Source organism: Terriglobia bacterium (genome assembly GCA_020073185.1).
Taxonomy (GTDB): domain Bacteria; phylum Acidobacteriota; class Terriglobia; order Terriglobales; family Acidobacteriaceae; genus JAIQGF01.
In genome coordinates this window covers 1-25361 of sequence record JAIQFT010000020.1, presented here as the reverse complement: position 1 = coordinate 25361, position 25361 = coordinate 1, and the positions used below count along the sequence as shown (strand labels likewise).

General features: G+C 59.7%; 19 protein-coding genes and 2 pseudogenes. 20 read left to right on the top strand and 1 reads right to left on the bottom strand.

The window, feature by feature from the left end:
* The first annotated feature begins 32 nt into the window (after positions 1 to 32).
* The 18 genes and pseudogenes from LAN64_09330 to rfbB all read left to right on the top strand — a co-directional run bounded on the left by LAN64_09330 (position 33) and on the right by rfbB (position 21269).
* Entirely contained in the window at positions 33 to 782 is a 750-nt protein-coding gene (locus LAN64_09330; protein MBZ5568037.1) for a class I SAM-dependent methyltransferase, read from the top strand.
* 92 nt (positions 783 to 874) lie between these two features.
* Positions 875 to 2488 (top strand): flippase, encoded by a 1614-nt coding sequence (locus tag LAN64_09325; protein ID MBZ5568036.1) that lies wholly within the window; start codon positions 875 to 877, stop codon positions 2486 to 2488.
* Positions 2489 to 2561: 73 nt separating this feature from the next.
* Positions 2562 to 3350: a class I SAM-dependent methyltransferase gene (locus tag LAN64_09320; GenBank protein MBZ5568035.1), complete on the top strand. Its 789-nt coding sequence runs from the start codon at positions 2562 to 2564 to the stop codon at positions 3348 to 3350.
* Between the two features lie 77 nt (positions 3351 to 3427).
* On the top strand, positions 3428 to 5113 hold the full coding sequence (locus LAN64_09315) for a class I SAM-dependent methyltransferase (GenBank protein MBZ5568034.1): 1686 nt from the start codon (positions 3428 to 3430) through the stop codon (positions 5111 to 5113).
* Positions 5114 to 5215: 102 nt separating this feature from the next.
* Complete coding sequence (locus LAN64_09310) at positions 5216 to 6181, top strand: glycosyltransferase (GenBank protein ID MBZ5568033.1); 966 nt, start codon at positions 5216 to 5218, stop codon at positions 6179 to 6181.
* 32 nt (positions 6182 to 6213) lie between these two features.
* Positions 6214 to 7044: a class I SAM-dependent methyltransferase gene (locus LAN64_09305; GenBank protein MBZ5568032.1), complete on the top strand. Its 831-nt coding sequence runs from the start codon at positions 6214 to 6216 to the stop codon at positions 7042 to 7044.
* A 64-nt stretch (positions 7045 to 7108) separates the two neighbouring features.
* Positions 7109 to 8440: pseudogene (locus tag LAN64_09300) on the top strand (nucleotide sugar dehydrogenase).
* A 33-nt stretch (positions 8441 to 8473) separates the two neighbouring features.
* Positions 8474 to 10222, top strand: a pseudogene (locus tag LAN64_09295) (NAD+ synthase).
* 22 nt (positions 10223 to 10244) lie between these two features.
* Entirely contained in the window at positions 10245 to 11432 is a 1188-nt protein-coding gene (locus LAN64_09290; GenBank protein MBZ5568031.1) for a glycosyltransferase, read from the top strand.
* A 25-nt stretch (positions 11433 to 11457) separates the two neighbouring features.
* Positions 11458 to 12825, top strand: coding sequence for an O-antigen ligase family protein (locus tag LAN64_09285; GenBank protein MBZ5568030.1), 1368 nt, complete (start codon positions 11458 to 11460; stop codon positions 12823 to 12825).
* A gap of 156 nt (positions 12826 to 12981) precedes the next feature.
* Entirely contained in the window at positions 12982 to 14271 is a 1290-nt protein-coding gene (locus LAN64_09280) for a glycosyltransferase (GenBank protein ID MBZ5568029.1), read from the top strand.
* Between the two features lie 2 nt (positions 14272 to 14273).
* Positions 14274 to 15263, top strand: coding sequence for an NAD-dependent epimerase/dehydratase family protein (locus tag LAN64_09275; GenBank protein MBZ5568028.1), 990 nt, complete (start codon positions 14274 to 14276; stop codon positions 15261 to 15263).
* Between the two features lie 23 nt (positions 15264 to 15286).
* Positions 15287 to 16411 carry a DegT/DnrJ/EryC1/StrS family aminotransferase gene (locus tag LAN64_09270; protein MBZ5568027.1) on the top strand — a complete coding sequence of 375 codons (1125 nt, stop codon included), beginning with the start codon at positions 15287 to 15289 and terminating at the stop codon, positions 16409 to 16411.
* 103 nt (positions 16412 to 16514) lie between these two features.
* Positions 16515 to 17132 carry a class I SAM-dependent methyltransferase gene (locus LAN64_09265; protein ID MBZ5568026.1) on the top strand — a complete coding sequence of 206 codons (618 nt, stop codon included), beginning with the start codon at positions 16515 to 16517 and terminating at the stop codon, positions 17130 to 17132.
* Positions 17092 to 18321 (top strand): glycosyltransferase family 4 protein, encoded by a 1230-nt coding sequence (locus LAN64_09260; protein MBZ5568025.1) that lies wholly within the window; start codon positions 17092 to 17094, stop codon positions 18319 to 18321. The genes LAN64_09265 and LAN64_09260 overlap by 41 nt, the downstream gene beginning before the upstream one ends.
* A 10-nt stretch (positions 18322 to 18331) precedes the next feature.
* A complete protein-coding gene (locus LAN64_09255) occupies positions 18332 to 19159 on the top strand; it encodes a WecB/TagA/CpsF family glycosyltransferase (protein ID MBZ5568024.1) in 828 nt (275 codons plus the stop codon).
* A gap of 113 nt (positions 19160 to 19272) precedes the next feature.
* Complete coding sequence (locus tag LAN64_09250; protein ID MBZ5568023.1) at positions 19273 to 20061, top strand: NTP transferase domain-containing protein; 789 nt, start codon at positions 19273 to 19275, stop codon at positions 20059 to 20061.
* A gap of 167 nt (positions 20062 to 20228) precedes the next feature.
* On the top strand, positions 20229 to 21269 hold the full coding sequence (gene rfbB / locus LAN64_09245) for a dTDP-glucose 4,6-dehydratase (protein ID MBZ5568022.1): 1041 nt from the start codon (positions 20229 to 20231) through the stop codon (positions 21267 to 21269).
* 62 nt (positions 21270 to 21331) lie between these two features.
* On the opposite strand, the gene LAN64_09240 is transcribed toward rfbB, so the two are convergent.
* Complete coding sequence (locus tag LAN64_09240; GenBank protein ID MBZ5568021.1) at positions 21332 to 22375, bottom strand: NAD-dependent epimerase/dehydratase family protein; 1044 nt, start codon at positions 22373 to 22375, stop codon at positions 21332 to 21334.
* A gap of 560 nt (positions 22376 to 22935) precedes the next feature.
* Between LAN64_09240 and LAN64_09235 the strand changes: the two genes are divergently transcribed.
* Together LAN64_09235 and LAN64_09230 are read left to right on the top strand one after the other, a co-directional pair.
* On the top strand, positions 22936 to 24423 hold the full coding sequence (locus LAN64_09235) for an exopolysaccharide biosynthesis polyprenyl glycosylphosphotransferase (GenBank protein ID MBZ5568020.1): 1488 nt from the start codon (positions 22936 to 22938) through the stop codon (positions 24421 to 24423).
* A gap of 409 nt (positions 24424 to 24832) precedes the next feature.
* Positions 24833 to 25361, top strand: a 529-nt coding sequence (locus tag LAN64_09230; GenBank protein MBZ5568019.1) for a hypothetical protein, incomplete at its 3' end; no start/stop codon positions are given.

The following is a 25361-nucleotide window of genomic DNA, read 5'->3' as shown; positions in this document are numbered from 1 at the left end:
CTCCGTTGGCAGGTAACATTGTGACGCCGACCGTGAAAGACACAATCAAATCCTACTGGGAGGCCCAGCCTTGCGAAACCGATCGGGCGTCCAGCCCGGCAAGCACTCCTGAGTACTTTGAGGAAATCGAGCGTGCGCGCTACACCACCCAGCCGTTCATTCATTCCTTCGCCCAGTTCACGCGCTGGCGCGGCCAGCATGTATTGGAGATCGGCTGCGGAGCGGGCACTGATTCGCTGCAGTTTGCCCGCGCCGGCACCATCCTGTCGGCGGTGGATTTGACGTCCGCTGCCGTCGCCCTGACCCGCGAGCGCCTCGCGCTCAGCGGTTTGTCGGGCGATATCCAGCAGGGCGACGCCGAAGACCTGCCCTTCCCCGACAATCACTTCGACCTGGTCTACTCCTGGGGAGTGCTGCATCACACTCCCAACACCGAGCGCACGTTCGATGAAGCCTTCCGCGTACTGAAGCCCGGCGGAAAAATTACGATCATGTTGTACAACCGTCACTCCATCGTGGCATGGCGGGTGTGGCAGAAGTTCGCTCTGCGCGCCGGTCGTCCTTTCCGCAGTCTTACTGACGTTATCGCCCACAACGTGGAAAGCGCGGGCACAAAAGCGTACACGCAGAAGGAATTACCCAGGATGTTTCACCGGTTTTCGAATGTAACCGTGGAGCCCGTGCTGACCCCGTACGATCTCCGCCGCCTGCCCTCCTGGCTACGCCTCTGGCTGCCCGCGGCCTGGGGCTGGTTCCTGGTGGTCAACGGTTGTAAACCGTAGGCCCGTAAGTTCCACCGTTTATTTGTCCGCAGACGTAGCCGACGGGCGCAAGATTGCGCTCCGAAGCAAGATTGTGTGCACCGCGTGATCGCATGAATCGGACTTCCGCCAGCGCAGCGCGAGATGACGCCGTGACGGCCACCACTTTGGAGACTTCGCCAGCGGCTAAACCGGCAGGCAGGTTGCTCGCGCGCAATACCGTCCTGAACTTCATCGGGCAATTCTTGCCGGCCGTGGTGGCGCTGTTTACCGTGCCCTTTGTGATTCATCGGCTCGGGGCCGAGCGGTTTGGAGTGTTGTCGCTGGTGGCGCTGGTGCTCGGGTATTTCAGCTTGCTGGATTTCGGCGTTGGCCGGGCCACAACCAAGTTTGTCGCTGAAGCGTTGGGTAAGGGAGAGTCCCGCGAGCAGATCAGCAGAATCTTCTGGACGTCGCTGGCGCTCCAGGGCGTTCTCGGCACTCTCGGCGGCCTGCTGCTGTGTGCGTCTACTCCCTTCCTGGTGCGCCATGTTTTGACGGTCCCAGCGGAGCTCATTTCACAAAGCGAAACCGTTTTCCTTCTCTGTTCCATTTCCGTCCTGGTCACGCTGGTTACCGGCACGCTCAGTGGCTTGCTGGAAGCGCATCAGCGATTCGACATTGTCAATGCGCTGCGAACGCCGTCCACGATCGCCACCTACGCTCTTCCCGTTGTGGTGTTGTTGCTGGGCGGAGGATTGCCGGCCATTGTCATTTGTTTGACTGTCAAGAGCATTGTCTTCGCGCTGATTTTCTTTTTCTACTGCGGGCGCCTGCTGGCCGGGGGCGGACCTCGCGCGGTGGACTTCCGGCTGGCGCCCACGTTGTTCAAGTTCGGCAGTTGGTTGACCGCGGTCTACGTGCTGTCTGCTATGGTCACCTACCTGGACCGGTTCCTCATTGCCTCGCGCCTGTCCACCACTGCCGTAACCTACTACGCGCCGCCGTACGAGATCGTCAGCCGTCTGTGGATTCTTCCCCAGAGCCTGTTCATGACTCTGTTCCCCGCGTTCGCCGCCATGTGGGGGACGCAACGCACTGATCTGGAACGTTTGTTCTGCCGTTCTTTCAAGTATCTTGTGCTCAGTGCCAGTGCCGCGGTTGCGCTTATCATCGTGCTCGCCCATCCACTCCTGCTGTTCTGGCTCGGTCCCGAGTTCGCCGCCAGAAGCACCCTGGTCTTGCAACTGCTGGCTGTCGGTTTCTTGTTGAACTCCCAGGCGTGGGTGCCCTCCACATTGCTGATGAGCATGGGCCGTCCCGATCTGGTCGCCAAGCTCTTCCTGCTGGAAGCCCCGTTTTATTTTGTGGGCGCGTATTGGATGATCGGCAAGTTTGGCATTGTCGGCGCAGCTGCTGCGTGGGCCATTCGCGGTGGCGTGGAGACAATCATTTTCTTCATTACCTGCTGGAGAGTTGCTTCATTTCGATCTTCCATGTTCATCGAACAACGCGTGGTGCGCCTTCTGCCACCGTTGTTGGCTTTGCTTGTCGGCGTCATTCCTCTCCGGGTCGCCGCCGCCGGTCAGTGGTGGCACGGGCTTGGGGGAGTCGGTTGGACCGCACTTTTTGCCATCGTCAGCTTCCGATTCGTGCTCGACCGCTCGGAGAGGGCAGCGGTTACTTCCCCGGTCATGCGTTTCTGGCGGCAGCGCGCGCGATTGCCGGAACAAGACTCCGATTTTTGAAAACGCGAAGGACGGTCCGGCATGAGGGTCATAGGCCGCATCGCTCCATCGCCGAAGTAAACCGAGGCGAACATTGGATACAGCAGCAGCATTGAAGCAAGAGGTGAAGTCCTACTGGGAAGGGAAACCGTGCGGCGCCTCAGTAGGAACGAGCCCGCTCTATAGCCTGGAATTCTTCGAGGAGATCGAGCGTAGCCGCTACGAGAATGAGCCCTTCATCCACTCCTTTGCGCAGTTCACGCGCTGGCGTGAGAAGAGAGTGCTGGAGATCGGTTGCGGCGCTGGTACCGACTCCCTCCAGTTCGCCCGCGCGGGTGCGGAACTTCACAGCATCGATCTCACTTCCGCCGCCGTCGAATTGACGCGCAGGCGCCTAGAGGTCTATGGGTTGGACGGCGAGATCCGCATCGCCGATGCCGAGAACCTTCCTTTCCCCGAGAACAATTTTGACTTGGTATATTCCTGGGGCGTGCTGCATCACACGCCCGATACTCAAAAGGCGCTGGCCGAAGTGCACCGGGTCCTGAAGTGCGGTGGCCGATTCGTCATCATGCTCTACAACCGGCATTCTCTCGTCAGCTTGCATTTGTACTTGAATCACGCCCTTCGGGCAGGCCGCCCCTTTCGAACTTTCAAATATCTGTTGGCGAACTACATGGAAAGCGCCGGTACTAAGGCGTACACCCGTCGCGAACTACGGAAGATGTTTTGCCGTTTCCGCGAAGTTAGCTTCCATCCGATAATCACCGGTTGGGATGCCTATCGCCTGCCGCGATTCTTGCTCCCGGCAGCCCTGGGTTTTTTTCAAGTCGCCACAGGTTCCAAGCTTTCCGACACGCCGACGGCAGGTCAACTCTCATGACACCAGGTCTTCCTGCGAGCCCATCGCCCTTTGAAACCGAGGACGCGGCCGGGTTGAACCACGCCAGAGGTAGTTTCTTGAAGATGGTGCTGCCCCGCCTCATGGTTTCAGGCGGGCTGAGAACCGCGTTGGATGTGGGCTGCGGAGCTTTGGGGTTTTTCTCCGCCGTGCTCTCGGAGTTGGAGTTGGATGTCCAAGGCTTGGACGGTCGCCCGGAAAACATAGAGCAGGCCCAGCGCCGCAATCCCCAGCTTCGCTTCATCGTGAAGGACATTGAGGACCCGGAGCTTGCGCGCACCGACCCCTTCGACTTCGTCCTCTGTTTTGGTTTGCTCTACCACTTGGAGAATCCCTTCCGAGCCATCCGCAACCTGTTTGCCCTTACGCGCGGGTGCCTGCTGATCGAGACCCAGGTTGCGTCGTCGGCCGACACCAATTGCGTTCTTTACCAGGAGTCGCGCGCCAGCAATCAGGCTCTGGCTTATCTTGCATTCATTCCCACCTACAACGCATACATCCACATGCTCTATCAGTCGGGCTTTGCTGCGGTCTACGAGTCGGATCGCCGACCCTCCCATCCTCAATTTGAGAGTTCCGTGCTGCGTCATCGGACGCGCACCATTCTGCTCGCATTTCGGCAGGCAAGTCCTGCCGACGAAACTGTCTGCCGTGAGCTTGGTTTTCGTCTCATCGAGCCGCCGCTTCTGCGTAGCGCCGATCTCCGCCACTGGAACACCATCCTCGGGACGATCCTGGATTCCATCCGTCACCCTCGCGCCGCTGGTGCGCGTGCGTTCAGCCGGCTCCTGGCGCGGATTCCTGTCAAGTGGGTAAGACAGTTGTGCTCGTCGATTACGCCCACGCCGGACCTTAGCCGCCGGCCGGGGTGGACCCTCGGCGCCAGTCTATGCAGCCATCGACCGGACTGGTTATTGCGTCGCCTGCTTTGGAAACGTCTGTCGCCGGGCCACGCCTTTATCGCAACTTGGCATCGTGGCATTAGGGTTCACGTCATTCCCGGAGACGAAACCTCTGCCCAACTGTTCATATCCGGCTACTACGATCCGAATGAGTTGTCGTTTCTCGAGGAAACGCTTCGCCCGGGCATGGTTTTCATCGACGTGGGCGCCAACATCGGCCTATATACGTTGTTTGCCGCCACTCTGGTCGAGTCCCGCGGGACTGTGCTTGCGCTGGAACCCAGCCGCCGCGAGTTTCGGCATCTCTCTGACAACCTCCGCCTGAATGCCGCTCACAACGTTCGTGCTCTGCCCCTGGCAGCCTCGCATCTTTCGAGCGTAACCGAGCTGCTTGTGGCGGAGGCGGCACATGCAGGGCACAACACGCTGGGTGGGTTCGCTTACGATAATGTCGCGGCGGAAGCGCGCCAGCCCGTCTCCACCACCACTCTCGACAGCCTGGTTCAGGAGCAGCGTTTGGCCCGCGTGGACGTCATCAAAATCGACGTCGAGGGCCACGAATGGTTCGTGTTGCAGGGTGCGCGAGACACTTTGGCGCGTTTCCGTCCGGTGCTGCTGCTGGAAGTTTGCGAGCCAGCGCTCGCGCGACAAGGCTGTTCTGGCGAGAAGATCCGCGCCCTTCTCGCCGAGCAGGGATACGTGTTGCTCGGCTTCGATGCGGTTACCGGGTTGCCTGTGCCGTTGGTTGGCGAGTCCGGCGCCAACATTCTCGCCGTGCCGCGGCAACTCGCGGATGCGCGTGCCGTGCCCACAGCTGTCACTGCTCCGGTCGCTGTCCGATAAACCGGTTGCTTTCCGCAGCCGCATACGGCTGCGGTTTCAACGTCGCAAAAAATATGGAGCCGGCACTTCTGCAAAGGTTGCGCCGGTAGGGAAGAATACGGAATGCCGAATTTGCCCACAGTCTCGGTGGTGGTACCTTGCAGGAATCGTGCGCATTTCCTTCGCCCGACGATTGACAGCATCCTCGAACAGAACTATCCCTACGTTGAGTGCATCGTCATCGATGCCGCCTCCCAGGACGGCACGGTAGAGCTGCTGAAGAGCTACGGGGATCGCATCGACTGGGTCTCAGAACCCGACGCGGGTCACGCCAACGCCATCAACAAGGGCTGGGGGATGAGTCACGGCTCGATCCTCGCCTGGCTCAATGCTGATGACGTTTATGCCAGGCCTGATGCTGTTTCCATCGCCGTGGATTACCTGCAAGCCCATCCCGCTACCGATCTCGTCTACGGTAGCTGCGGTTCCATTGATGCTGAAGGTCGGATCATCGGCATGTCGTATTCCCACGAATGGGACCTGCTCTACGCCGTCGAACACTGCGATCACTGCATTCCGCAGCCGGCCGCCTTTATCCGCCGCTCCATCCTGGAGCGCGTCGGTTGGCTCGACGAAACCCAATATCAGAAGAAGGATCACGAGCTATGGCTGCGCATTGGCATGGTGGGTCGCATCGATTCCATGCCCGATCTGCTCGCGCACGCCCGCGATCACGAGGGCAATCTCGGCTATCAGGGAGATACTACCGCCGATTCCTGCGTCCAGCTCACCCGGAAATTTTTCGCGCGCCCGGACCTGCCGCCGGAATTCCGCGGCCGCTATCGCCACTCAATCAGCAATGCCTACCTCACTGGCATGGCCTACGCGTGGGACGGCGGCCGTCACCTCGGGAAGACGCTGTCCTTTCTTCTGCACGCTATCGCGGTCTATCCCCCGAACTTCCTGCGCGTGCTCCGCCGCGTCCTATCGGTGGTCGTTTCCGACGCGCTGAGCATCCAACGCCCTTGCGTTCCCCCGCCCCTGCCGCAGGCGAAGTCGTGCGCGGTGGCACGGCGCCAAGGCGATTAGACAGCCCCTTACGGTCGAGACTCGTACCCGAAATGTCACCCGCAGCGCCAACCGACCAGCGGCGAGTATACGAAGCCGCCTACCAGAATGCCGATGGCGCCTACGGTATTCCCGATCGCAAGATCGCGGATGGCCGCCCGCTTGTCGGCCAACAGATTCTATGCCTGGGGTGCGGCGCCGGAAATGATATCTGGCACTTGGCCGCCGACAACCAGGTCATCGGCTTCGACTACGCCAACAGCGGCTTGGAAGTCGCCGAGCGCCACGACATTGCCGCGGTGTATGGCGACCTTAACCTCGACCCCAAACTTCCTTTTGCCGACGCTGCCTTTGACGTTGTGATTTGCAAGGACATCCTCGAGCACCTGCTCGATCCCTTGGCCGTCTTGCGCGACGTGCGTCGCGTTCTAAAGCAAGGTGGCTTTGCTGTGGTCAGCGTTCCCAACCATTTCACGCTGCCCATGCGCCTGCGCCTGCTCTGCGGCCGCGGGCTCATCTATCGCTCGCTGCTGGGCGGCCATGAAGCTTACGACGAGTGGAATTACATGCATGTGCGCTTCTTTACGTATCGCGGCTTTCGTCGTTTTCTTCGCGCCGCCGGCTTCCGTGCCGAGAAGTGGTTCTGGGATTTCGGCAACCTTGCCCACTACCGCAATCCGGACATGTGGCTCGAGCCGCAGCTCTGGAAACGCCAGCACGGCCTACCGCTCTCGCCGCGGGCCAAGCTGGGCGTGTACATCATTCGGCCGCTCTGGGCGGCCTTCAACGCGGTTTTCCCGCGCTATGTGCGCCGCGCCATCGTTGCTCAGGCGCCCGGCCTGCTATGCGGCGGGTTCTATGTGCGCGTGGTGAAGGAGGAGTAGCGGCCGCGCATCGGTCGTTGTGCATGCCTGAGGATCGAAATGCCGCTTCGAGAGGAACAACGGGATGAGCACTGTTTCAATAATCGGCCTGGGGAAGTTGGGGGCCAGCATGGCGGCCGCCATCGCCAGCCGCGGAATGAACGTGATCGGCGTCGACGTGAACCACAGCGTTGTCGACCTGCTCAACCAAGGCCATGCCCCGGTACAGGAAATGGGCCTGGAGGAGATGATTGCCGCCAACAAGAGTCGACTCCGTGCCACTCTGGACCACGGTGATGCCATTCTCAACTCCGATTTATCTTTCGTCATTGTGCCCACGCCCAGTGACGAGCGTGGCGCGTTCTCCTTGCAGTATGCGACCTGGGCTTTTCGCGAGATCGGCCGCGCCCTGCGCAATAAGCCCGACTACCACTTGGTGGTCCTGACCAGCACCGTGCTTCCCGGTTCAACCCGTTATGGCCTGCTACCCATTCTTGAAATGGAATCCGGCAAGTCCGCTGGCTGCGACTTCGGCCTATGCTACAGCCCCGAATTCATTGCCCTGGGCAGTGTGATCCGCGACTTCCTCAATCCTGACTTCACACTGGTCGGTGAACTCGATGCCCGCTCCGGCGATGCGCTCGCGGCCTGCTACGGGACGATCATGGCCAACCATCCGCCCTGCCGGCGCATGAGCCTGGAGAATGCTGAACTCACCAAGATCGCGGTGAATACCTACATTACCACCAAGATCACTTTCGCCAACATGCTCGCCGATCTTTGCCAGCGTATCCCGGGCGGCGACGTCGATGTGGTGACCGAAGCGCTCGGCAGCGACACTCGCATTGGACGCAAGTACCTCACCGGTGCGCTCGGCTACGGCGGCCCCTGCTTCCCCCGCGATAATGTTGCCCTCGGGTTCCTCGCCCGCGCGCTGGGTACGCGCGCCGAGTTGGCTGAAACCACGGATGCGTCGAATCGCGGCCTGGCCGAAAAAATTCTCGTCCTGTTGCGTGGTGTGATCAAGCACGACGTCACCGTTGCCGTTCTTGGCCTCGCCTACAAGCCCCGCTCCCATGTCATCGAGGAATCGCAGGGCATTTACCTGGCGAGGGCGCTGTCGGAGGCTGGCGCTCGCGTTGTCGCCTTCGATCCGCTGGCCAACCGTGGAGCTCACGATGTGCTGCGCGACCACGCCGTGCTCCTGGAATCGGCCCACGAGTGCCTCCAGCAAGCTGACGTTGTGCTGATCACAACTCCCGACCCGGTGTTCCGCCAGCTCGCGGCCGCCGATTTCCCGGTCCGCTCCACACCCGTAACCGTGGTTGACTTCTGGCGTATTTTGGCCGGCCCGCTCGCGGGCGCATCCCACCTGCGTTACATGCCGTTCGGCCGTAGTACCCGCGATGCGGAGAACGCCGCAAGCTTGATCAATCTCTGGGACTCCGCTATGGCCCCGGCCAAGGGAGGCGGCTAAGTGCGTCTCGCCCTGGCGCAGATCAATACCCGCGTTGGAGATCTGGCTGGCAACTGCCGCCTCATCGCCGACAGGATCCAGAAGGCGCGTTCCCTTGATGCCGATGTCGTCGTTTTTCCCGAGCTGGCCGTAACCGGCTACCCGCCCGAGGACTTACTGCTGAGCCCCGACTTTCTACGTGCCACCATGGCTGCGCTTGAGGAACTCGTTCCAGCGTCCCGCGGGCTGACGGTGATCGTCGGCTCCGCTTACGTCAACCGCACCCTTCATAACGCCGCCGTAGTCTTGCACAATGGCCAGATCGCTGGCGTCTACCGCAAGCAGTTGTTGCCCAACTACGGGGTCTTCGACGAGAACCGCTATTTCCACCCCGGACATCAGAAGCTGGTCTTCTCCCGCGGTGAGGCTGTCCTCGGCATCAGCATCTGCGAGGACATCTGGTATCCCGACGGCCCACCGCAGGCGCAGGCCGCGCGCGGTGGCGCCAACATCCTGGTTAACATCTCCGCCTCACCGTACCATGTCGGCAAGGGTCAGGGGCGCGAACGGATGCTCGCCACCCGCGCCGCTGACAATCTCACCTTCGTAGCGTATTGCAATCTGGTGGGCGGGCAGGATGAGTTGGTGTTCGATGGCCAGAGCCTCATCTGCGGCCCGCAAGGCCAGGTACTCGCTCGCGCCCAGCAGTTCGAAGAAGACTTCCTCGTCGCCGATCTCGACGTCCGCGAGGTTTTCCGCGCGCGTCTTGCCGACCGCCGCCATGCGGCTCCGGTGGTCTGCGATTTTGAATCCGTCGCGCTACCGCCGTCTACAGTGGTCAAGAAGCCCCTCGACGTTGCCATGGCAGAACGGCTTGATCGTCTCCCTGAGATCTACCGAGCGCTGGTGTTGGGGACGCACGACTACGTTACCAAGAATGGGTTTGTCCAGGTTGTACTAGGCCTCTCCGGCGGCGTGGACAGCTCGCTCACCGCTGCCATCGCGGTGGACGCGCTGGGTGCCAGCAGCGTAGTTGGAATCGCCATGCCGACCCGCTACTCATCAGCGCACAGCCTCACCGACGCCGAGCAACTCGCACGCAATCTGGGCATCCGCTACAGCGCTATTCCCATCGACAGAACTTTCCAGTCGTTTCTTGATTCCTTGGCGCCCATATTTGAGGGCCGCCAGCCCAACCTGACCGAAGAGAATCTTCAGCCTCGCATCCGCGGCACGATGCTGATGGCGCTGTCGAACAAGTTCGGCTGGCTGGTGCTGACCACCGGCAACAAGAGCGAGGTCAGCGTAGGCTACGCCACCCTCTACGGCGACACAGCGGGCGGCTTCGCGGTGATCAAGGACGTTCCCAAGACACTGGTTTACGAACTAAGCCGATACCGCAATCAGGTTGCCGGCTACGATCTCATTCCCAACAACGTTCTGGTCAAAGCACCTTCGGCGGAATTGCGTCCTGATCAAAAGGACAGCGACTCCATCCCCGAGTACGACACCCTCGATCTCATCCTGCACGCCTACGTCGAGGACAGCGCCAGCGTAGACGACATCGTTGCGCGCGGCTTCCCGCGCGACGTTGTACTCAAGGTCATTCGCCTGGTCGATCTCAACGAGTACAAGCGCAGGCAAAGTCCGCCGGGCGTGAAGATCACGCCACGCGCCTTCGGCAAGGACTGGCGTTTGCCGATTACCAAGTCGCTGGATCGGCGCGCGGCCGGCACCCCATGATCCCTCACGCTGTCTCATCCTTATGCGAATCCTGACTCTCAACGCCAACCTGAAGGGCGTGGGGACTTATCAGCGATGCTTTTATTTCAGCAGGGAACTGGCTCGTGCTGGCCACCAGGTCACGATGGCGACCGTTTCCCGCGTCTCCAAGTATCGTTCCCACACCTATTACAAGTGCGATTGGGTCGGCGAGCACGTGCAACCCGGAGGCAACGGGGGTCCATGGGTACGGATGATCGAGGGCCCCAATCTGGGGTACAAATGGCTGCCCGGATGGGGCTCTGGCCCGCTCGACATTCTGCTCCGGACGCGTGAATTGGCAGGGGCAACCTACGATATCGTCTACGGCTTTGAGTATCAGCCCAACGTCTCCTGGCCGGTTTACTTGACGAAGCGATTCCACGAGTACGCGTATTTTTCCGATTGGTGTGATTGGCACAGTGGGCAGTCGAGTACCTTGCGCGGCTTGCATCTGGCTCACCGCGTCGATCGATTCTTTGAGGAGCGTATTCGCTTCAGCGCTCGTAAAGTCACAGTGATCTCAGCCACCCTGCGAGACCGCGCAATCTCCATCGGCGTTCCATCAGATCGCGTCGAATGGGTCAAACAGGGTATCGATACCGATTACGTCGGCGCGTACCCACAGTCAGAGATGCGAGCGCGGTTTGGAATTTTGTCGGATGTGCCCGTGCTGGCCGCGAGCTGTGACGGCGATATGTTGGATTACATCCGCATCTTGCAACGCGTGGTTCGGCGCGCGCCGGAGGCGCTGCTGATCGTGATCGGCACAGTCCCGAAGAATGCCCGCCGCTTGGCAGAGGAGCTCGGCCTGAGCAGGTCGTTGCGGTGGACAGGCTGGTTGTCGGACGAGGACTACCCGCGGTATCTCGCCTGCGCGGATCTCTGTGTCATTCCTCTGGCCAACACATTGCTGAATCGCGCCCGCTTTCCCGGCAAGATCTTGGACTATCTGGCGGCCGGTCGGGCGGTCGTGACCAATGATATCGGCGAGGTCGGTCCCATCTTTCGCCAAAACGAGGTCGGCCGTCTGTTACCTCACGACGAGGAGGAGTTTGCCGCAGGCATCGTCAAACTCTTGCGGGATCCCGATCTTTGTCGCGATCTCGGTGCCCGGGCGCGACAATTGGCAGTTCAGCAATGGGATTGGCGCATGCGCGGCTCCCAGATCGCTGGCATCGTGGAATCCTGAACGTAACACCTGCTGGAATTTTTTCGTGAATTCAGATTCGATCACGTCCGGTACGGTTCGCAAGTTGGGAACAGCTACCGTGGTCTCCGCCCTGGAAGCGCTGACCGCCGGTGTCGCAATCGCCGGTGTGTGCGTACTCGCGGCTGGGCTGCGGGTTGCCAGCTCGATGGAATCATGGGTGTTTCTGTGTTTAGCTGGCAAACCCATCATTGACCTTACCTGGCGCTGGCGACTCTTCGAACTCGCCGCACAACGGGTGAATCCTCAGTCCGTGATTGGCTTGGTTGTTCCTGCCCTTACCTTTGCTGCTTTTTTGCAGCGTCGGCGGGAGTGCGCCAATTCAAAGCCTGTCGTCGCCTTCCTTTTGCTGGCGACGATTTCCGTGGCGGTGAACTTTTCGCCTGAGGGCGTAAATGAACTGCTGCGCCTCTTTGCCGGCGTTTCCTTCTACTTTGTCGCTGGCGCCGTGCTCCACGATGAACAACGGTTCGACCGTTTCTGCCGTTGGTTTGTTGCTACGGTTAGCATTCCCGTTCTGCTGTGCTACTTGCAAATTGCAGGCACGGCGCCGTTCGAGTATTGGGACTGGATCGATGGTGAGGCGGTCGGGCGCGTGAGCGGTACCTATCAGCACCCCCTGGGCGTGATTTTCTTCCTGCTGTACGCCATACCTATAGCGCTGTACTTGGGTGACAAATATCGAAACGTGCCCCGTATCCGCTGGCTTGCGGTGCTGTTTATCGGTGTGACGCTCGGCGCGATCGTCTTCACCTATGACCGTACCGCGTACGTTGCACTTGCCATCCAGTTCGTTCTGTGGTTTGCGATTCGCGGCCGCTTCAGCCGCAGGTATTTGATTGCCGGCGGTGTCTTTCTGGTGGGCGCGGCGGTCCTCGGTTCCGCCTGGCTGGCCACGCTCTACTCCGCGCGTGTAATTGGCGTGTGGGGCCCTGACTTTCTCCGTGGTCGTGGTGCTAACTGGATCGTCTTCATGTCTTCGCTTTACGGCGGTGGTCCGGTAGCTTGGTTGATAGGCCGCGGCGCCTCGGTTGCAAGCGGTTTTGTCCCCGGTCTTGGGTTCTACACCAGCGACGAACCGCACGACGATTTCATTCGCCTTATGCACGCCTATGGCATTATTGGCCTCGCGCTCTACCTCATGATCCTGGTGCGCATCGTGCGGGAGGCGCTGTTGCTGCGCCGCAAAGGTTCGGAATACCAGCGCGGCCTCGGAGCCATCGCCCTGCTAGTCGTTCCTTCTATTCTGCTGTTCAGCGTGACCACCGAACCGATGCGCTATCCCACCGGCATCTGGTACCTTTTTGCGCTGGCTTCCATTGTGCAGGTTAACGCAGACCGAATTGCTGGGTGGAGAACGCGGCGCTCTCGATAGGAGCGTGATACCCAAGCCGCCGCGCGCAATTTGCGGGACATTCCAGGGCCTTACTTCCAGAATGTTGAGTTGTACATTTCCACGTGCCCCAACCGCAGGAAGGATTGCTATTTCTCTAAGCGCTGAAAGCTGGGCTGTCGCGGGGAGCCACTGGAGATGGCACGTAGCGGTTCGCCCAAACTCTTGGGAGTCGGCCTGATGTCCTCCGTCGCCGCCTGGCCCGCGCCAGCAGTCTCCGCCGCCACCGGCGCTGCGCTCAAGGTACTGCTCTGCCACAACCAGTACCGTCAGCGCACCGGCGAAGACATCGCGTTCGATCTTGCGCGGTCTTTGCTGCAGGCCGCCGGATATAGCGTGTCGCTTCATACTCGCAGCAGCCGGGAAACCGACCAGTTCGCGTTCTTCGAAAAGCTCTCTTTTCCGTGGAGGGTGATTTATTCCTCTGCTAGCCGCTGCCAGGTGCGTGATCTTCTCCACCGCGAACGTCCCGACGTTGCCATCGTGCAAAACGTGTTCCCGCTGCTCTCGCCGTCGGTCTATTACGCGTTCGCCGAGGCCCGCGTGCCGGTGGTTCAATTCGTTTTCAATTACCGCTTGCTTTGCGCCAATGGCCAACTCTTCACCAACGGCCAGATCTGCGAACGCTGCGTCGGCGGTAACTACCTCCACGGGGTCGTTCACCGCTGCTATCGCGACAGCTACACCTTTAGCGCGCTGTACGGCGCTTCGCTTGGTCTGCACCGTCGGCTGCGCACCTGGGAGCGTTGCATCCGCTTGTTTGTCGTACCCGACGCCTTCCTCCGCGACAAGCTGATCGAGGCCGGGCTACCCGCCGACCGCTTCCGGGTCGTCCCGAATCCGTTTCAGGTCGAGGACTACCAGCCGCACTACCAGCGCGGCGACTACGCCTTGTTTGTCGGTCGCCTGATTCGCGCCAAGGGGATTTTCACCCTGCTCGATTCCGCCTTGCGCCTGGCCGCTCCGCGCATCGTGATCGCTGGAGACGGCGAGGAAGCCGATGCCGTCTGCCGCCATCCCGCAGTGGTCCAGGGCAGGGTAGAGTTCGTTGGTCCGGCGTATGGCCAACGCATGGCTCAGTTGCTTGACAACTGCGGTTGTGTCGTAGTTCCGTCCGAGTGGTACGACAATCTGCCCATGATAGCCTGCCAGGCGTTTGCCTGCGGGAAGCCGGTCGTAGCTTCGCGCATCAACGGCATTCCCGAGTATGTCAGGAATGAAGAAAATGGTCTGCTGTTCACGCCCGGAAATGCGAACGAGCTCGCCGCCTGCGTGGAGCGCTTGTTTGCCGATGCCGACCTCTACGCCCGTGTGGCGGGCGGGGCTCGTCGTACTGCCGAGACCGTGCTTGCTCCAGCGGCTTGGCTCAAAGCCATGGGGTCCATCCTGACCGAAGTCCGTGATCTCACTCCCAGAGGCACATCGTGACCGTGGATCTTGAAAAGTCGTTTGCTGATAAGCGCGTTCTGATTACTGGAGGTCTCGGTTTCATCGGCAGCAATCTTGCTCATCGCCTGGTCGGTTTGGGCGCCAAGATCATGATTGTGGACTCCCTCATCCCCGAATATGGCGGGAACATCTTCAATGTTTCGGGTATCGAAGATGTGGTGCAAATCAGTGTTTCTGACATTCGCGACCGGCACGCCATGCGCTACCTGGTGCAGCGACAGGACTATATTTTTAGTTTAGCCGGGCAGGTCAGTCATCTCGACAGCGTCGAAGATCCCATTACGGATCTGGAGATCAATTGTCGTGCCCAGGTCAATCTTTTGGAAGCTTGTCGCCAGCAGAATACAAAAGTGAAGATCGTTTTTGCGAGCACACGTCAGATCTACGGTCGGCCCCGCTATCTGCCAGTTGACGAGAAGCATCCCATTGCTCCCGTCGATCCTAACGGCATTAATAAGATGGCCGGCGAGCATTATTACTTACTTTATTGGCAGCTCTACCGTCTCGCAACGTGCAGTTTGCGCCTGACGAACACCTATGGCCCACGCATGCGCGTTTGCGATGCTCGCCAGACTTTCATTGGATGGTGGTTTCGTCAAATTCTGCAAGGCGATGAAATCCGCGTGTATGGTGACGGCCATCTGTTGCGCGATTTCAATTTTGTCGATGACGTGGTCGAGGCCTTTCTGCTGGCCGCCGCAGCGCCCAAATCCAACGGGCAGATCTATAACCTGGGCGCCGAACCCGTCTCGCTTGAGGCCTTGGCTGCAATGATGGTCGAACTATACGGCGGCGGCAGCTTCCGTCTTGTACCCTTTCCCGAAGAGCGCAAGATGATCGACATCGGCGATTACCGTGGCGATTACCGCAAGATCGCGTCTGAGCTCGGTTGGCAACCGATTGTGCCTCTTCGCGAGGGGCTGCGGCGTGCCCTGGATTATTATCGCCGTTACTCCGAACAGTACTGGTAGATCGCGACGTCCGTTTTGCGCCTATGCCCTCACACTTCATACCGGCCGCGAAGCCGCTGGCGCAGTACCTGTCTCGTGGTCGTGAGATTGACGAGGCAATGCGGCTCGTGCTCACGACCGGCCAATACATTCTAGGCAGGGAAGTCGAGGCCTTTGAAAAGGAGTGGAGTGCTTACGTAGGGGTTCGCTTCGCCGTCGGTGTTGGCTCTGGAACCGACGCGCTGACGCTGGCCTTGCGCGCCTGCGGCATTGGGCCCGGTCATGAGGTGATCACCACACCGCACACGGCCGTCGCCACAATTGCCGCCATCGAACTCGCCGGCGCCACCCCCGTTTTGGCCGATATTGAACCCAACACTTGCTTACTCGATCCTGCCGCCGCTGCGCGGCACATTACGGCTCGGACCAGGGCAATCATCCCGGTACATCTCTTCGGTCAACCGGCAGACATGATTCCGATTCTCGAAATTGCACGCGCCCGTGGTATTCGCGTTATTGAGGATTGCGCCCAAGCTCACGGGGCAATTTACCGCGGCAAGCGTGTCGGCAGCTGGGGCGATGTGGGCTGCTTCAGTTTTTATCCCACGAAGAATCTCGGCGCCATCGGAGACGGGGGGGCAATTGTTACCAATGACGAACAGACCGCCTTGCTCGCTGCTGCGCTCCGCCAATATGGCTGGCGGCAGCGGTATGTTAGTGAAGTGGCTGGCGCCAATAGCCGCCTGGACGAATTGCAGGCCGCCATTTTGCGCGTGAAGCTCCCTTACCTGGACCAGGACAACGCCTGCCGGGTCGATATCGCGGCGCGCTACTCCCGCGCGCTGGGGTCGCACGTCACGGTGCCAGTTGTAGGTGCTGATCGCACCTCCTGCTATCACCTATACGTCGTAAGTAGCGCGGAGCGGGAGCAGTTACGAACCTTCCTCGAACAAAAGGGAATTGGCACTGCCATTCATTATCCTGTCCCCGTGCACCTGCAGCCGGCATATCGCGGACGGCTCGGCGACACCGGGTCTTTCCCGATCGCCGAACAAGCCGCCACGCAGATCCTCTCACTACCCATGTATCCAGAACTGACTCTAGCGGAGTGCGATTGCATCATCGAAGCTGTGCAGCAGTTTTGTCATGCCCGTACCACCCACGTCTAACCCTGTCCTTGCATTCGAGGAGTATTGGCACAGCCGCCTGGAAGATGCCACATCCCTCGGGTACGTCCCCGGGCGCAACCTCCGCATCGACAGCGCCGCCCGCATGTTGCTGCCTGGCGTACGCCTCCTCGACGTGGGTTGCGGAGCCGGCATGCTTGGCCTCGCTGTCCGCGGCAAGTTCGAACAATTGTATGGTGTCGATATCGCTGAATCTGCCGTGGCGGCCGCTTGTCGCCAAGGCGTTTTCGCCACACGAGTGGACCTTAGCCGCGATCCGCTGCCTTTTGACTCAGGGGCCTTCGACGCCGTTACTCTTCTTGCCGTGCTCCCCTACGTGTATGATCCCGGCCGCACGCTGGGCGAATGCCATCGCGTCCTGCGCGATGGCGGCCAGCTCGTGCTGAGCGTCGCCAATATGCGTACCATTGGTAAGCTCTTTCGGCTTTTCGTTCGCGGGCGCTTTCCCACCACCTCGAAGCTGGACTCCTCCGCCTACGACGGCGGCGCCATGCACTACTTCTGTTCTCGTGATCTGAGGGAACTCCTGCGGAACGCCGGCTTCGCAACCACAGCGCGGAAGGGAATCTTCTGCCGGCCCAGGTTTTTGGAGGGCTTCCCGGATGCATTTCCCGTCCTCGGTAATCTGAAGTCCGAATTCTTCGGTGGTGAAGTGCTCCTGGTTGCTCGCAAATGCGCTGCCCCTTGTCTCGCTCATGTCTAGCAAAAGTTCCGCAGTTCGGCTCGAGGCTCCGACGCTGGTGTTTGTAACCAATATTTGCCCCCATTACCGGGTTCGAACCTATGAGATCCTCGCCACGCAATATCCAGTGACCTACTACTTTTTTTCTGCCGGCGATGAATGGTATTGGCAGCAACAGCACGGTGTTCGTGCTGGAGGTTTCCGTTACCAGTACCTGCCCGGCATCAAACTCGGCGGCACCCGGTTTCCCCTCAGACTGGCGCCGCTTCTCCTGCGGGAGCCGTGCGACGTCTTCATCAAATGTATCAACGGTCGTTTCGCCCTTCCGGTGACCTACGTTATTGCGCGTCTGCGGCAAAAGCCGTTTGTTCTCTGGAGTGGCATCTGGATGCGCCTGCAGACCACGTTTCATCGCTTGGCTTTTCCCTTGACGCGATATATCTACCGCCACGCCGACGCGATTGTGGTTTACGGAGAACACGTGAAGCGCTACTTGATCTCCGAAGGGGTTCCGCCGCAACGCATCTTCGTCGCCCCCCACGCGGTCGACAATGCTTTGCATTCTCAACCTGCTGCCCCCGACCAGTTACAACAGATCCGTCAGAGCTTGAACATCGCCCGTACCCAGCGCGTCATCCTTTACCTGGGCCGGCTGGAGAACAGCAAAGGCATCAACTATTTGCTCGATGCCTTCGCTTGCCTGACTGTGCCTGATGCCGTGCTAGTCATCGTTGGTGAAGGTTCCGAAAAATGCCGACTGCAGGCGCAGGCCGCGCAACTCGGACTCGGCGCTCGCGTTCGCTTCTGCTCCCACGTTCCACCGGAGCGAACGCCGGCATATTACGCGCTTGCCTATGCCATTATCCTCCCATCGGTCACGACGCCAACCGGCAAGGAACCGTGGGGGTTGGTTGTCAACGAGGCTATGAATCAGGGTGTCCCCGTAATCGCCAGTGATGCTGTTGGTGCCGCTGCAGGTGGACTCGTCCAGGATGGCATCACCGGCTTTATCGTTCCTGAGCGCGATTCTGCGGCGCTGGCCGCTGCCATGGAGCGACTCTTGGCGTCTCCTGCGCTGCGTGACCGTTTGTCGCAACAGGCGCTCGCGCGGATCGCATGCTGGAGCAATGAGCGGATGGTCCACGGCTTCCGTGAGGCAATTGCGTTTGTCCTTGGGCGTTCAGCAAGTGCCGAGACCCACTGCTCCTAAAGAACACTTTATGCCAAGCCACGATTCCTTTCAGGTTTTGGGAGTCCGCGTTGATGCCGTCCAAATCCCCAGCGTCCTCCAACAGATGCAGGAATGGGCCTCGGCGTGGCGCTCCGGGTGTGAGCGCCGCTGCCATTACATCGCAGTGACCAACATCCACGGCATCACCGAGGCACAGCGCGATGAGGAATTCAAACTCGTCCTGAACACGTCCGAGCTCTGCGTGCCCGACGGCACGCCTCTGGTCTGGATCGGCCGCCAGCGCGGGTTTGCCCTCAGCCGCCGCGTTTACGGTCCGGAACTCATGATCGAGGTCTGCCGCCGGGATGGCACTCGCGATCTTACCCACTTCTTTTATGGTGGTGCGCCCGGCGTTGCCGATGAACTGGCCATTGCCTTGGCCCGCTGCTTTCCCGGGTTGCGCGTCGTCGGCACATACTCTCCCCCATTTCGGCCGCTGACGCCCGCGGAAGACCAACAGGTGGTTGACACCATCAATCGCACCGCACCGGACGTGGTCTGGGTCGGCCTGGGGTGTCCGAAACAGGAACGCTGGATGTACGAACACCGCACACGGCTCGCTGTTCCGATATTGATCGGAGTGGGCCAGGCATTCGATATCCACAGTGGCAAATTACGGCAGGCGCCTAGCTGGATGCGCGATCACGGTTTAGAATGGTTATTCCGCCTTTGCCTCGAGCCGCGCCGGCTTTGGCGTCGCTACCTGGTCAACATAGTCCGGTTCCTATACTACTTGTCTCTCGAATCACTCGGCCTGAAACGCTTCGCTGCCAGCATGCCCCATGCGCCAACTGGCTCGCCGCGTTCCCGTGTCTAGCGCGCTGACGAAATCCGACCATCTGGCGGCGCCTTGGGCAATCAGTTCTGGGGCATGTTCCTGCTTGCTCATCGCCGCTTTGCTTGACAGGAGTTACAACTACCGTGGCACCGATTAAGGGAGTCGTTCTTGCGGGAGGCACTGGGTCTCGTCTCTATCCTCTCACCCGCGTGACCAATAAACACTTGCTGCCGGTCTACAACCGGCCCATGATCTTCTATCCCATTCAGACGCTGGTGAACGCTGGCATAACTGACGTCTTGGTAGTCACGGGTGGTCAGAGTGCGGGGGAGTTTCTTCGCCTGCTCGACAACGGCGCCCCTTTCGGTCTGAAACATATCGCCTTCGCTTACCAGGAGGGCGGTAACAAAGGAATTGCCGACGCCCTCGCGTACGCGGAGCATTTCGTCGCCGGGGACCGCGTGTGCGTGGTCCTTGGCGATAACCTGATCGAGAATAACATCACCACTGCGGTACAGCAGTTCAGTCAGCAACCCAGCGGAGCTCATGTCATCCTAAAGGAAGTGGATGATCCCGAGCGTTTCGGCTGCCCCGAGATTTGCGGCAGCCGGATCGTCCGCATCGAGGAGAAGCCCAAGCAGCCGAAGACCCGCTATGCCGTTACCGGCATGTACCTATACGACAACGGAGTCTTCGACAAAATCCGCCAGGTGCGGCCGAGTTGGCGCGGAGAGTTGGAAATTACTGACGTTAATAACTTGTACGTTGCTGAAGGTGCGCTAACCTACAGCGTTTTGGACGGGTGGTGGACCGACGCTGGTACCTTCGACTCCTTGTTGCGGGCTTGGAACATGGTCGCTCAGAGCGGCGCCAACAAGATGCGCAAACCCGACGCTGATAACCCCGACGACAATGCCCACGCTCAAGCAGTCGCTACCTAGCGGCTTCGGTGGATGTGATCTGGGAATTTGGCTGTGCCTGCCAAGCTGCGGAAAACGCTGGCGGGTACTCGAGTTTGTACATGCGTATGACGCAGGTTCGGGGCAACAGGCAAACCTGCTCCTACAGTAACCATCTTACGCAATCCTCAATAGGAGAACCGTACACCTTGAGAATTCTCGTTACCGGCGGTGCCGGTTTTATCGGATCCAATTTCATCCGCTACATGCTTCTTCATCATCCCGACGTCTACATCGTTAACTTAGACAAATTGACCTACGCGGGAAACCTCGAGAATCTCGCCGATGTTGGCGAAGGCTCTCCATTTGCTTCGCGTTATCTTTTCGTCCAAGGCGATATTTCCGATCAGGCCTTGGTCGAATCGGTCTTCCGAGAGAGTCTCGACGCGGTTGTTAATTTTGCGGCCGAGACGCACGTTGACCGCAGCATCGAGGATCCATACCCCTTCTTGCGCACCAATGTCCTCGGCGTTCAGGTTCTGATGGAAGCTGGCCGACGCCACAATCTCAGTCGCTTTCTCCAGGTGAGCACCGACGAGGTGTACGGCAGCGCACCCGTTGGCGTGACCTTCTCCGAAGCAGATCCCCTCCATCCTTCCAGCCCGTACGCCGCTAGCAAGGCCGCTGCCGACCTGCTGGTGCTGAGTTACAACCATACCTTTGGATTTCCCGCCGTGATCGTTCGCTGCAGCAATAACTATGGTCCCTACCAATTCCCCGAAAAACTCATCGCCCTGATGATTGCCAATGCCCTCGAAGACAAATCCTTGCCAGTTTACGGTGACGGTCTGAATGTGCGCGACTGGATCTATGTGGAAGACAATTGCCGCGCCATTGCTCGCGTCCTGGAAAGCGGACGTGCCGGCGAGATTTACAATATTGGAGACGTAGCTCCCCGCACCAATCTGGAAGTGGTGCACTCCATCCTTCGCCTGCTGGCCAAGCCCGAATCTCTAATCCGTTTCGTGCAGGACCGGCCCGGGCATGACCGCCGCTACGCACTCGAGAGCTCCAGGCTTCGCTGCGAGCTTGGCTGGTCGCCGGCGGTCTCTTTCCAAGAGGGCCTCTGTCTCACCGTTAAGTGGTACATTGAGCATGTCGACTGGCTCGGACGCTGCCGGAACGGCAGCTATCGCGACTACTACCACCGTCAGTACTTACAGCGTGACGACACTTTACGTCGCACCTGAAGCCGCACCCAATTAGCAGAGGCCGCTCCCGCGAGCGGCCTCTGCTTGCTTTATTGCTGATTTTAATGAGCCGCGACGCGCTCCTTACGGCGGAGTGTCTGCTGTCCGGTGGCCGCCGTTAGCGTCGCGGCCACTTGCGGCTTCATCGTGAGTTGCACCTGTCGTTCGATCCACGGATACGTCTTGCGCAAACCATCGCGCAGCGCTTGCGAGGGCGCCCACTGGAGCTTTTCGCGAATGAGCCGGTTGTCCGAATTGCGCCCGCGTACACCAGTGGGACCCGGCACGTGCTTAATGCTCAGCTTCTTGCCGGCAATCTCCATGATCATCTGCGCCATCTGGTTGATGGTCACCATCTCCTCGGAGCCGATGTTCACCGGACCCATGAAGTTCGAGTTCATCTGCCGGCCGACGGCTTCGATGCACTCGTCGATGTAGAGGAATGAGCGGGTCTGCTCACCGTCACCCCACATTTCGATCTCGCCGCCATCAGGCTGCTCCGCGATTTTGCGGCACAGGGCCGCCGGCGCTTTCTCCCGTCCCCCTGTCCAAGTCCCTTCCGGACCGAAGATGTTGTGGAAGCGGGCCACGCGAACATCCAAGCCGCAGTTGCGATGAAATGCCAAGTACAGTCGTTCGCTGAACAGTTTCTCCCAGCCGTACTCGCTATCGGGCTCCGCCGGATACGCACTTGATTCTTCGCATTGGGGATTCTTCGCATCCTTTTGGTTATAAGCCGGATACATGCAGGCCGACGAGGAATAGAATACCCTCCTGACCCTGCACTTGATCCCGTAATCGGCCATGTGCAGGTTGATCATTGCCGAATTGTGCATCAGGTGGGCATCGTTCTCGCCGGTAAAGATGTAACCGGCGCCGCCCATGTCGGCGGCGAACTGATACACGTCGTCGAATTGCGTGTCCAAGACGTGCTCCCAGGTGCGCGCATCGCGCAGATCGCCGATCACCATCTCGTCAGCCGAAGACGGCCTAAACTCAGGATGTTTCAGGTCGACACCGCGCACCCAGAATCCCTCGCGCTTGAGCCTTTTGACCATATGGCTCCCGATAAACCCGCCCGCGCCACATACCAGCACCTTTTTCAACGACATACACCCTCGCTTCCCCGGAAATAGTCTCCTAAGTTATCACTCACGGATTGCCCTGCATCTGCCTGCGTGCGCTGGATGCGCGCTCGGAGAGTCCGGATGCGCGGCTGCTACTAAGTGACTTCACTTCCCTCCCACCAGAGTTATTCACTCACCGGCCTGCAGCGGCACATTTTGTGGCGATCAGCAAACTGTAACGCGGAGAGGTAGGTTGTTGCAAGCACAATGCTTCCTTACGAGAAATCCGCAGACCGTGATCGAGCCTATCACGCATCCCTGCGCTGCCCGAAAAGCATGCGCGAGCTACTTTCGGGAACAGCCCTATGCGGGAACGCCGCACGTGCGGGTCTGTTCGGAAAGTAGAACGGGGGAGCGACTCGACGCGCTCGGATTCCATCCTTCTTATTACTGCTGCTCTCGATAGAAATTTCTCATTGAGTGCCGCATCAAACTGATGTAAGCTGTGCGATCCAATCGATAGTTTCAATCTTCTTGCGACTCGGTTCCGAGCTGTTTCCCGCTGTTTCCACCTTAGTGTTGCCGGAGGAGTTATTTTCATGGGCAGTTACGGAGCGGAAGTTGATGCGAACAGGCTTCGTCGTTCAACGGCGCTGCCAACTCTAGCCGTTGTCCCCCGCTCCGGCGCCAAGTCCAGCCTGCCGACTCAATTCGAAAAGGTCCTGACCCTGCTCGAGCTTGCCGCCGACTTCATCACCGTTTTTGGAGCTTTGCATCTCGCTTACAATGCCGGGTTTTTTTCCCCCAACCCAGTAGTAATCTACCAGCCCGTCCAGCTGTTGGCCGCTACCCTCAGTCTGTCGATCATCTTCGTGCTCATGCTCGACCGTGAAGATGCCTACAGCCGCGGGAACGGGCTGCTGCGCGTCAAAGAGACCGAGCGCATATTGCGCGTCTCGGCTCTGCTGTTCCTGCTGCTGTTCCTCATTTGCTATTTCGCCAGGGCGCCGTTTCCCGTCGCGCAGTTCCTGGTCGCCACGGTCCTGGTTCCCTCGGCCCTGATTGCCGAGAAGCAATTCGTTTACGTTGTCGTTCGTGCCCTCCACCTCAAGGGGTTCGGCGTGTGTAAAGTGCTCATCTATGGCGCCAGCCACACCGGGCGTCGCGTATTTTCGGCTCTTGCGCGCTCTCCCAAGCTCGGCCTTGATCCGGTCCTCATGATTGACGACGATCCCGCCACCGTCGGCGCGCGCGTTTTCGAACTGGCGTACCGCCGCCAGCGTTCCGTGCCCATCGTCTCCGGACCGATCACCAGCGAGTTTTTGGTTGAAAACGGCGTCGGCATGGTTGTCGTTGCTATTCCCTCGCTGGCGCGGGATAAATTCATCGAGGTGTTCAATGCCGCCGCGGCCGCTGGCGCCGAACTCGCCTTCGTCCCCAATCACCACGTCCCATTCGACTCGCTCATCGAACACGCCGACATTGACGGCCTCCTGCTGGCCTCCCTGCGCGGGCCTTCGCAGCGCATCTTTTACGGTTTCACCAAGCGCGTAGCTGACCTCGTGCTCGCATTTCTCCTGTCGGTGCTGTTTGCGCCTGTGTGCGCGATCATAGCCGTCCTCGTGAAGATCGATTCCAAGGGTCCGGTAATATTCGTGCAGAAGCGAGTTGGCAAGGATCTTGTCTTATTCGACCTTTACAAGTTCCGTACCATGTATACCGACGTGCCCGCCTACGGCTATTCGCCGCTGGCTTCCGAGGATCCGCGCATTACCCGCATGGGCCGGTTTCTGCGGCGCACCAGCCTTGACGAGGTTCCTCAGCTCATCAATGTCCTGCGCGGCGAGATGTCGCTTGTCGGCCCGCGCCCGGAGATGCCCTTCATCGTAGACACCTACACGCCGCGCCATCGCCAGCGCCTTCAGGTGAAACCTGGCATCACCGGCCTCTGGCAGCTCAGCGCCGACCGCGCGCTGCTGATCCACGAAAATATCGAGTACGATCTCTACTACATCCGCAACCGCAATTTCTTCATGGATGTGGCTATCCTCCTCCACACTCTGTTCTTCTTCATGCGCGGCATTTAAGCGTGGTTTGACGGTGGACTGTTTTCCAAGCAACTGCGTGCCGCTGCGATCTAGTATCCCCTGCGAATCGGAACGGATTCTGACGTCGGCGTCCGCGCCTGGCATGCGGCACAGTTGACTGGCAAGTTTGCATTCCGCCCGTTGAGCACGATTTCGCCTGAATGCCGCCGCTTACTTGCGACTGTCTGCCGGTCGGCGTCGGGACACTCTTCACCGACACCGACAGTGGCGCAGCAAAATCTTGATTCGATTGACATAGCCCGTTGGTAACAAGGTAGGGGCGGATTTGCCGTTGACGGCGGGTGCTCTCTGCCTACAGAATCCGGTCACCTAATCCCACTTGAGTGCCGCGAGCCCAGACACACCGTCCTATCTTCATTCCGGATTCCGGGCCGGCCAAAGGAGAGTTATGCATCGTCTGTTAACGGCGACCTTGCTCGTTTTCTGCTCCGTCTTCTTGGGTGCGCAACAGGCCTCGAATCCGATTGTGCCGCGCTACGTGCGCGTCGCCGGCACCCTTACCGGGCATGATCATTCGCCAACGAATCGAACGCTTGGCATCACCTTTGCACTGTACAAGGACGCAACCGGCGGCGCGCCCTTGTGGCAGGAAGTGCAGAACGTCATCCTGCGTCCCGGCGGCCACTACAGCGTCTTATTGGGCGCCAATTCCAAAGACGGCGTGCCCATGGAGCTGTTCACCAGCAATGAAGCGCGCTGGCTGGGCGTACAGGTGGAGCAGGAAGCGGAGCAGCCGCGCGTGCTGCTCGTCTCAGTTCCTTACGCGCTCAAGGCCGGTGACGCCGAGACCGTCGGCGGGCACCCGCTGAGCGACTTCGTCATGACGCCAGCCGCCGATGCTTCCAGCGGCTCCAGCGGCAGCACGGCGAGTTCGACCACCGCCGGCGCAAGCACAGTCAAGAAGAGCGCCAACGCGC

Bases quoted from the DNA above. Each gene is read 5' to 3' on its own strand.
- LAN64_09325 (MBZ5568036.1), top strand. From the start codon at position 875: ATGAATCGGACTTCCGCCAGCGCAGCGCGAGATGACGCCGTGACGGCC.
- LAN64_09310 (MBZ5568033.1), top strand. From the start codon at position 5,216: ATGCCGAATTTGCCCACAGTCTCGGTGGTGGTACCTTGCAGGAATCGT.
- LAN64_09305 (MBZ5568032.1), top strand. From the start codon at position 6,214: ATGTCACCCGCAGCGCCAACCGACCAGCGGCGAGTATACGAAGCCGCC.
- LAN64_09290 (MBZ5568031.1), top strand. From the start codon at position 10,245: ATGCGAATCCTGACTCTCAACGCCAACCTGAAGGGCGTGGGGACTTAT.
- LAN64_09280 (MBZ5568029.1), top strand. From the start codon at position 12,982: ATGGCACGTAGCGGTTCGCCCAAACTCTTGGGAGTCGGCCTGATGTCC.
- LAN64_09270 (MBZ5568027.1), top strand. From the start codon at position 15,287: ATGCCCTCACACTTCATACCGGCCGCGAAGCCGCTGGCGCAGTACCTG.
- LAN64_09265 (MBZ5568026.1), top strand. From the start codon at position 16,515: ATGTTGCTGCCTGGCGTACGCCTCCTCGACGTGGGTTGCGGAGCCGGC.
- LAN64_09255 (MBZ5568024.1), top strand. From the start codon at position 18,332: ATGCCAAGCCACGATTCCTTTCAGGTTTTGGGAGTCCGCGTTGATGCC.
- LAN64_09235 (MBZ5568020.1), top strand. From the start codon at position 22,936: ATGGGCAGTTACGGAGCGGAAGTTGATGCGAACAGGCTTCGTCGTTCA.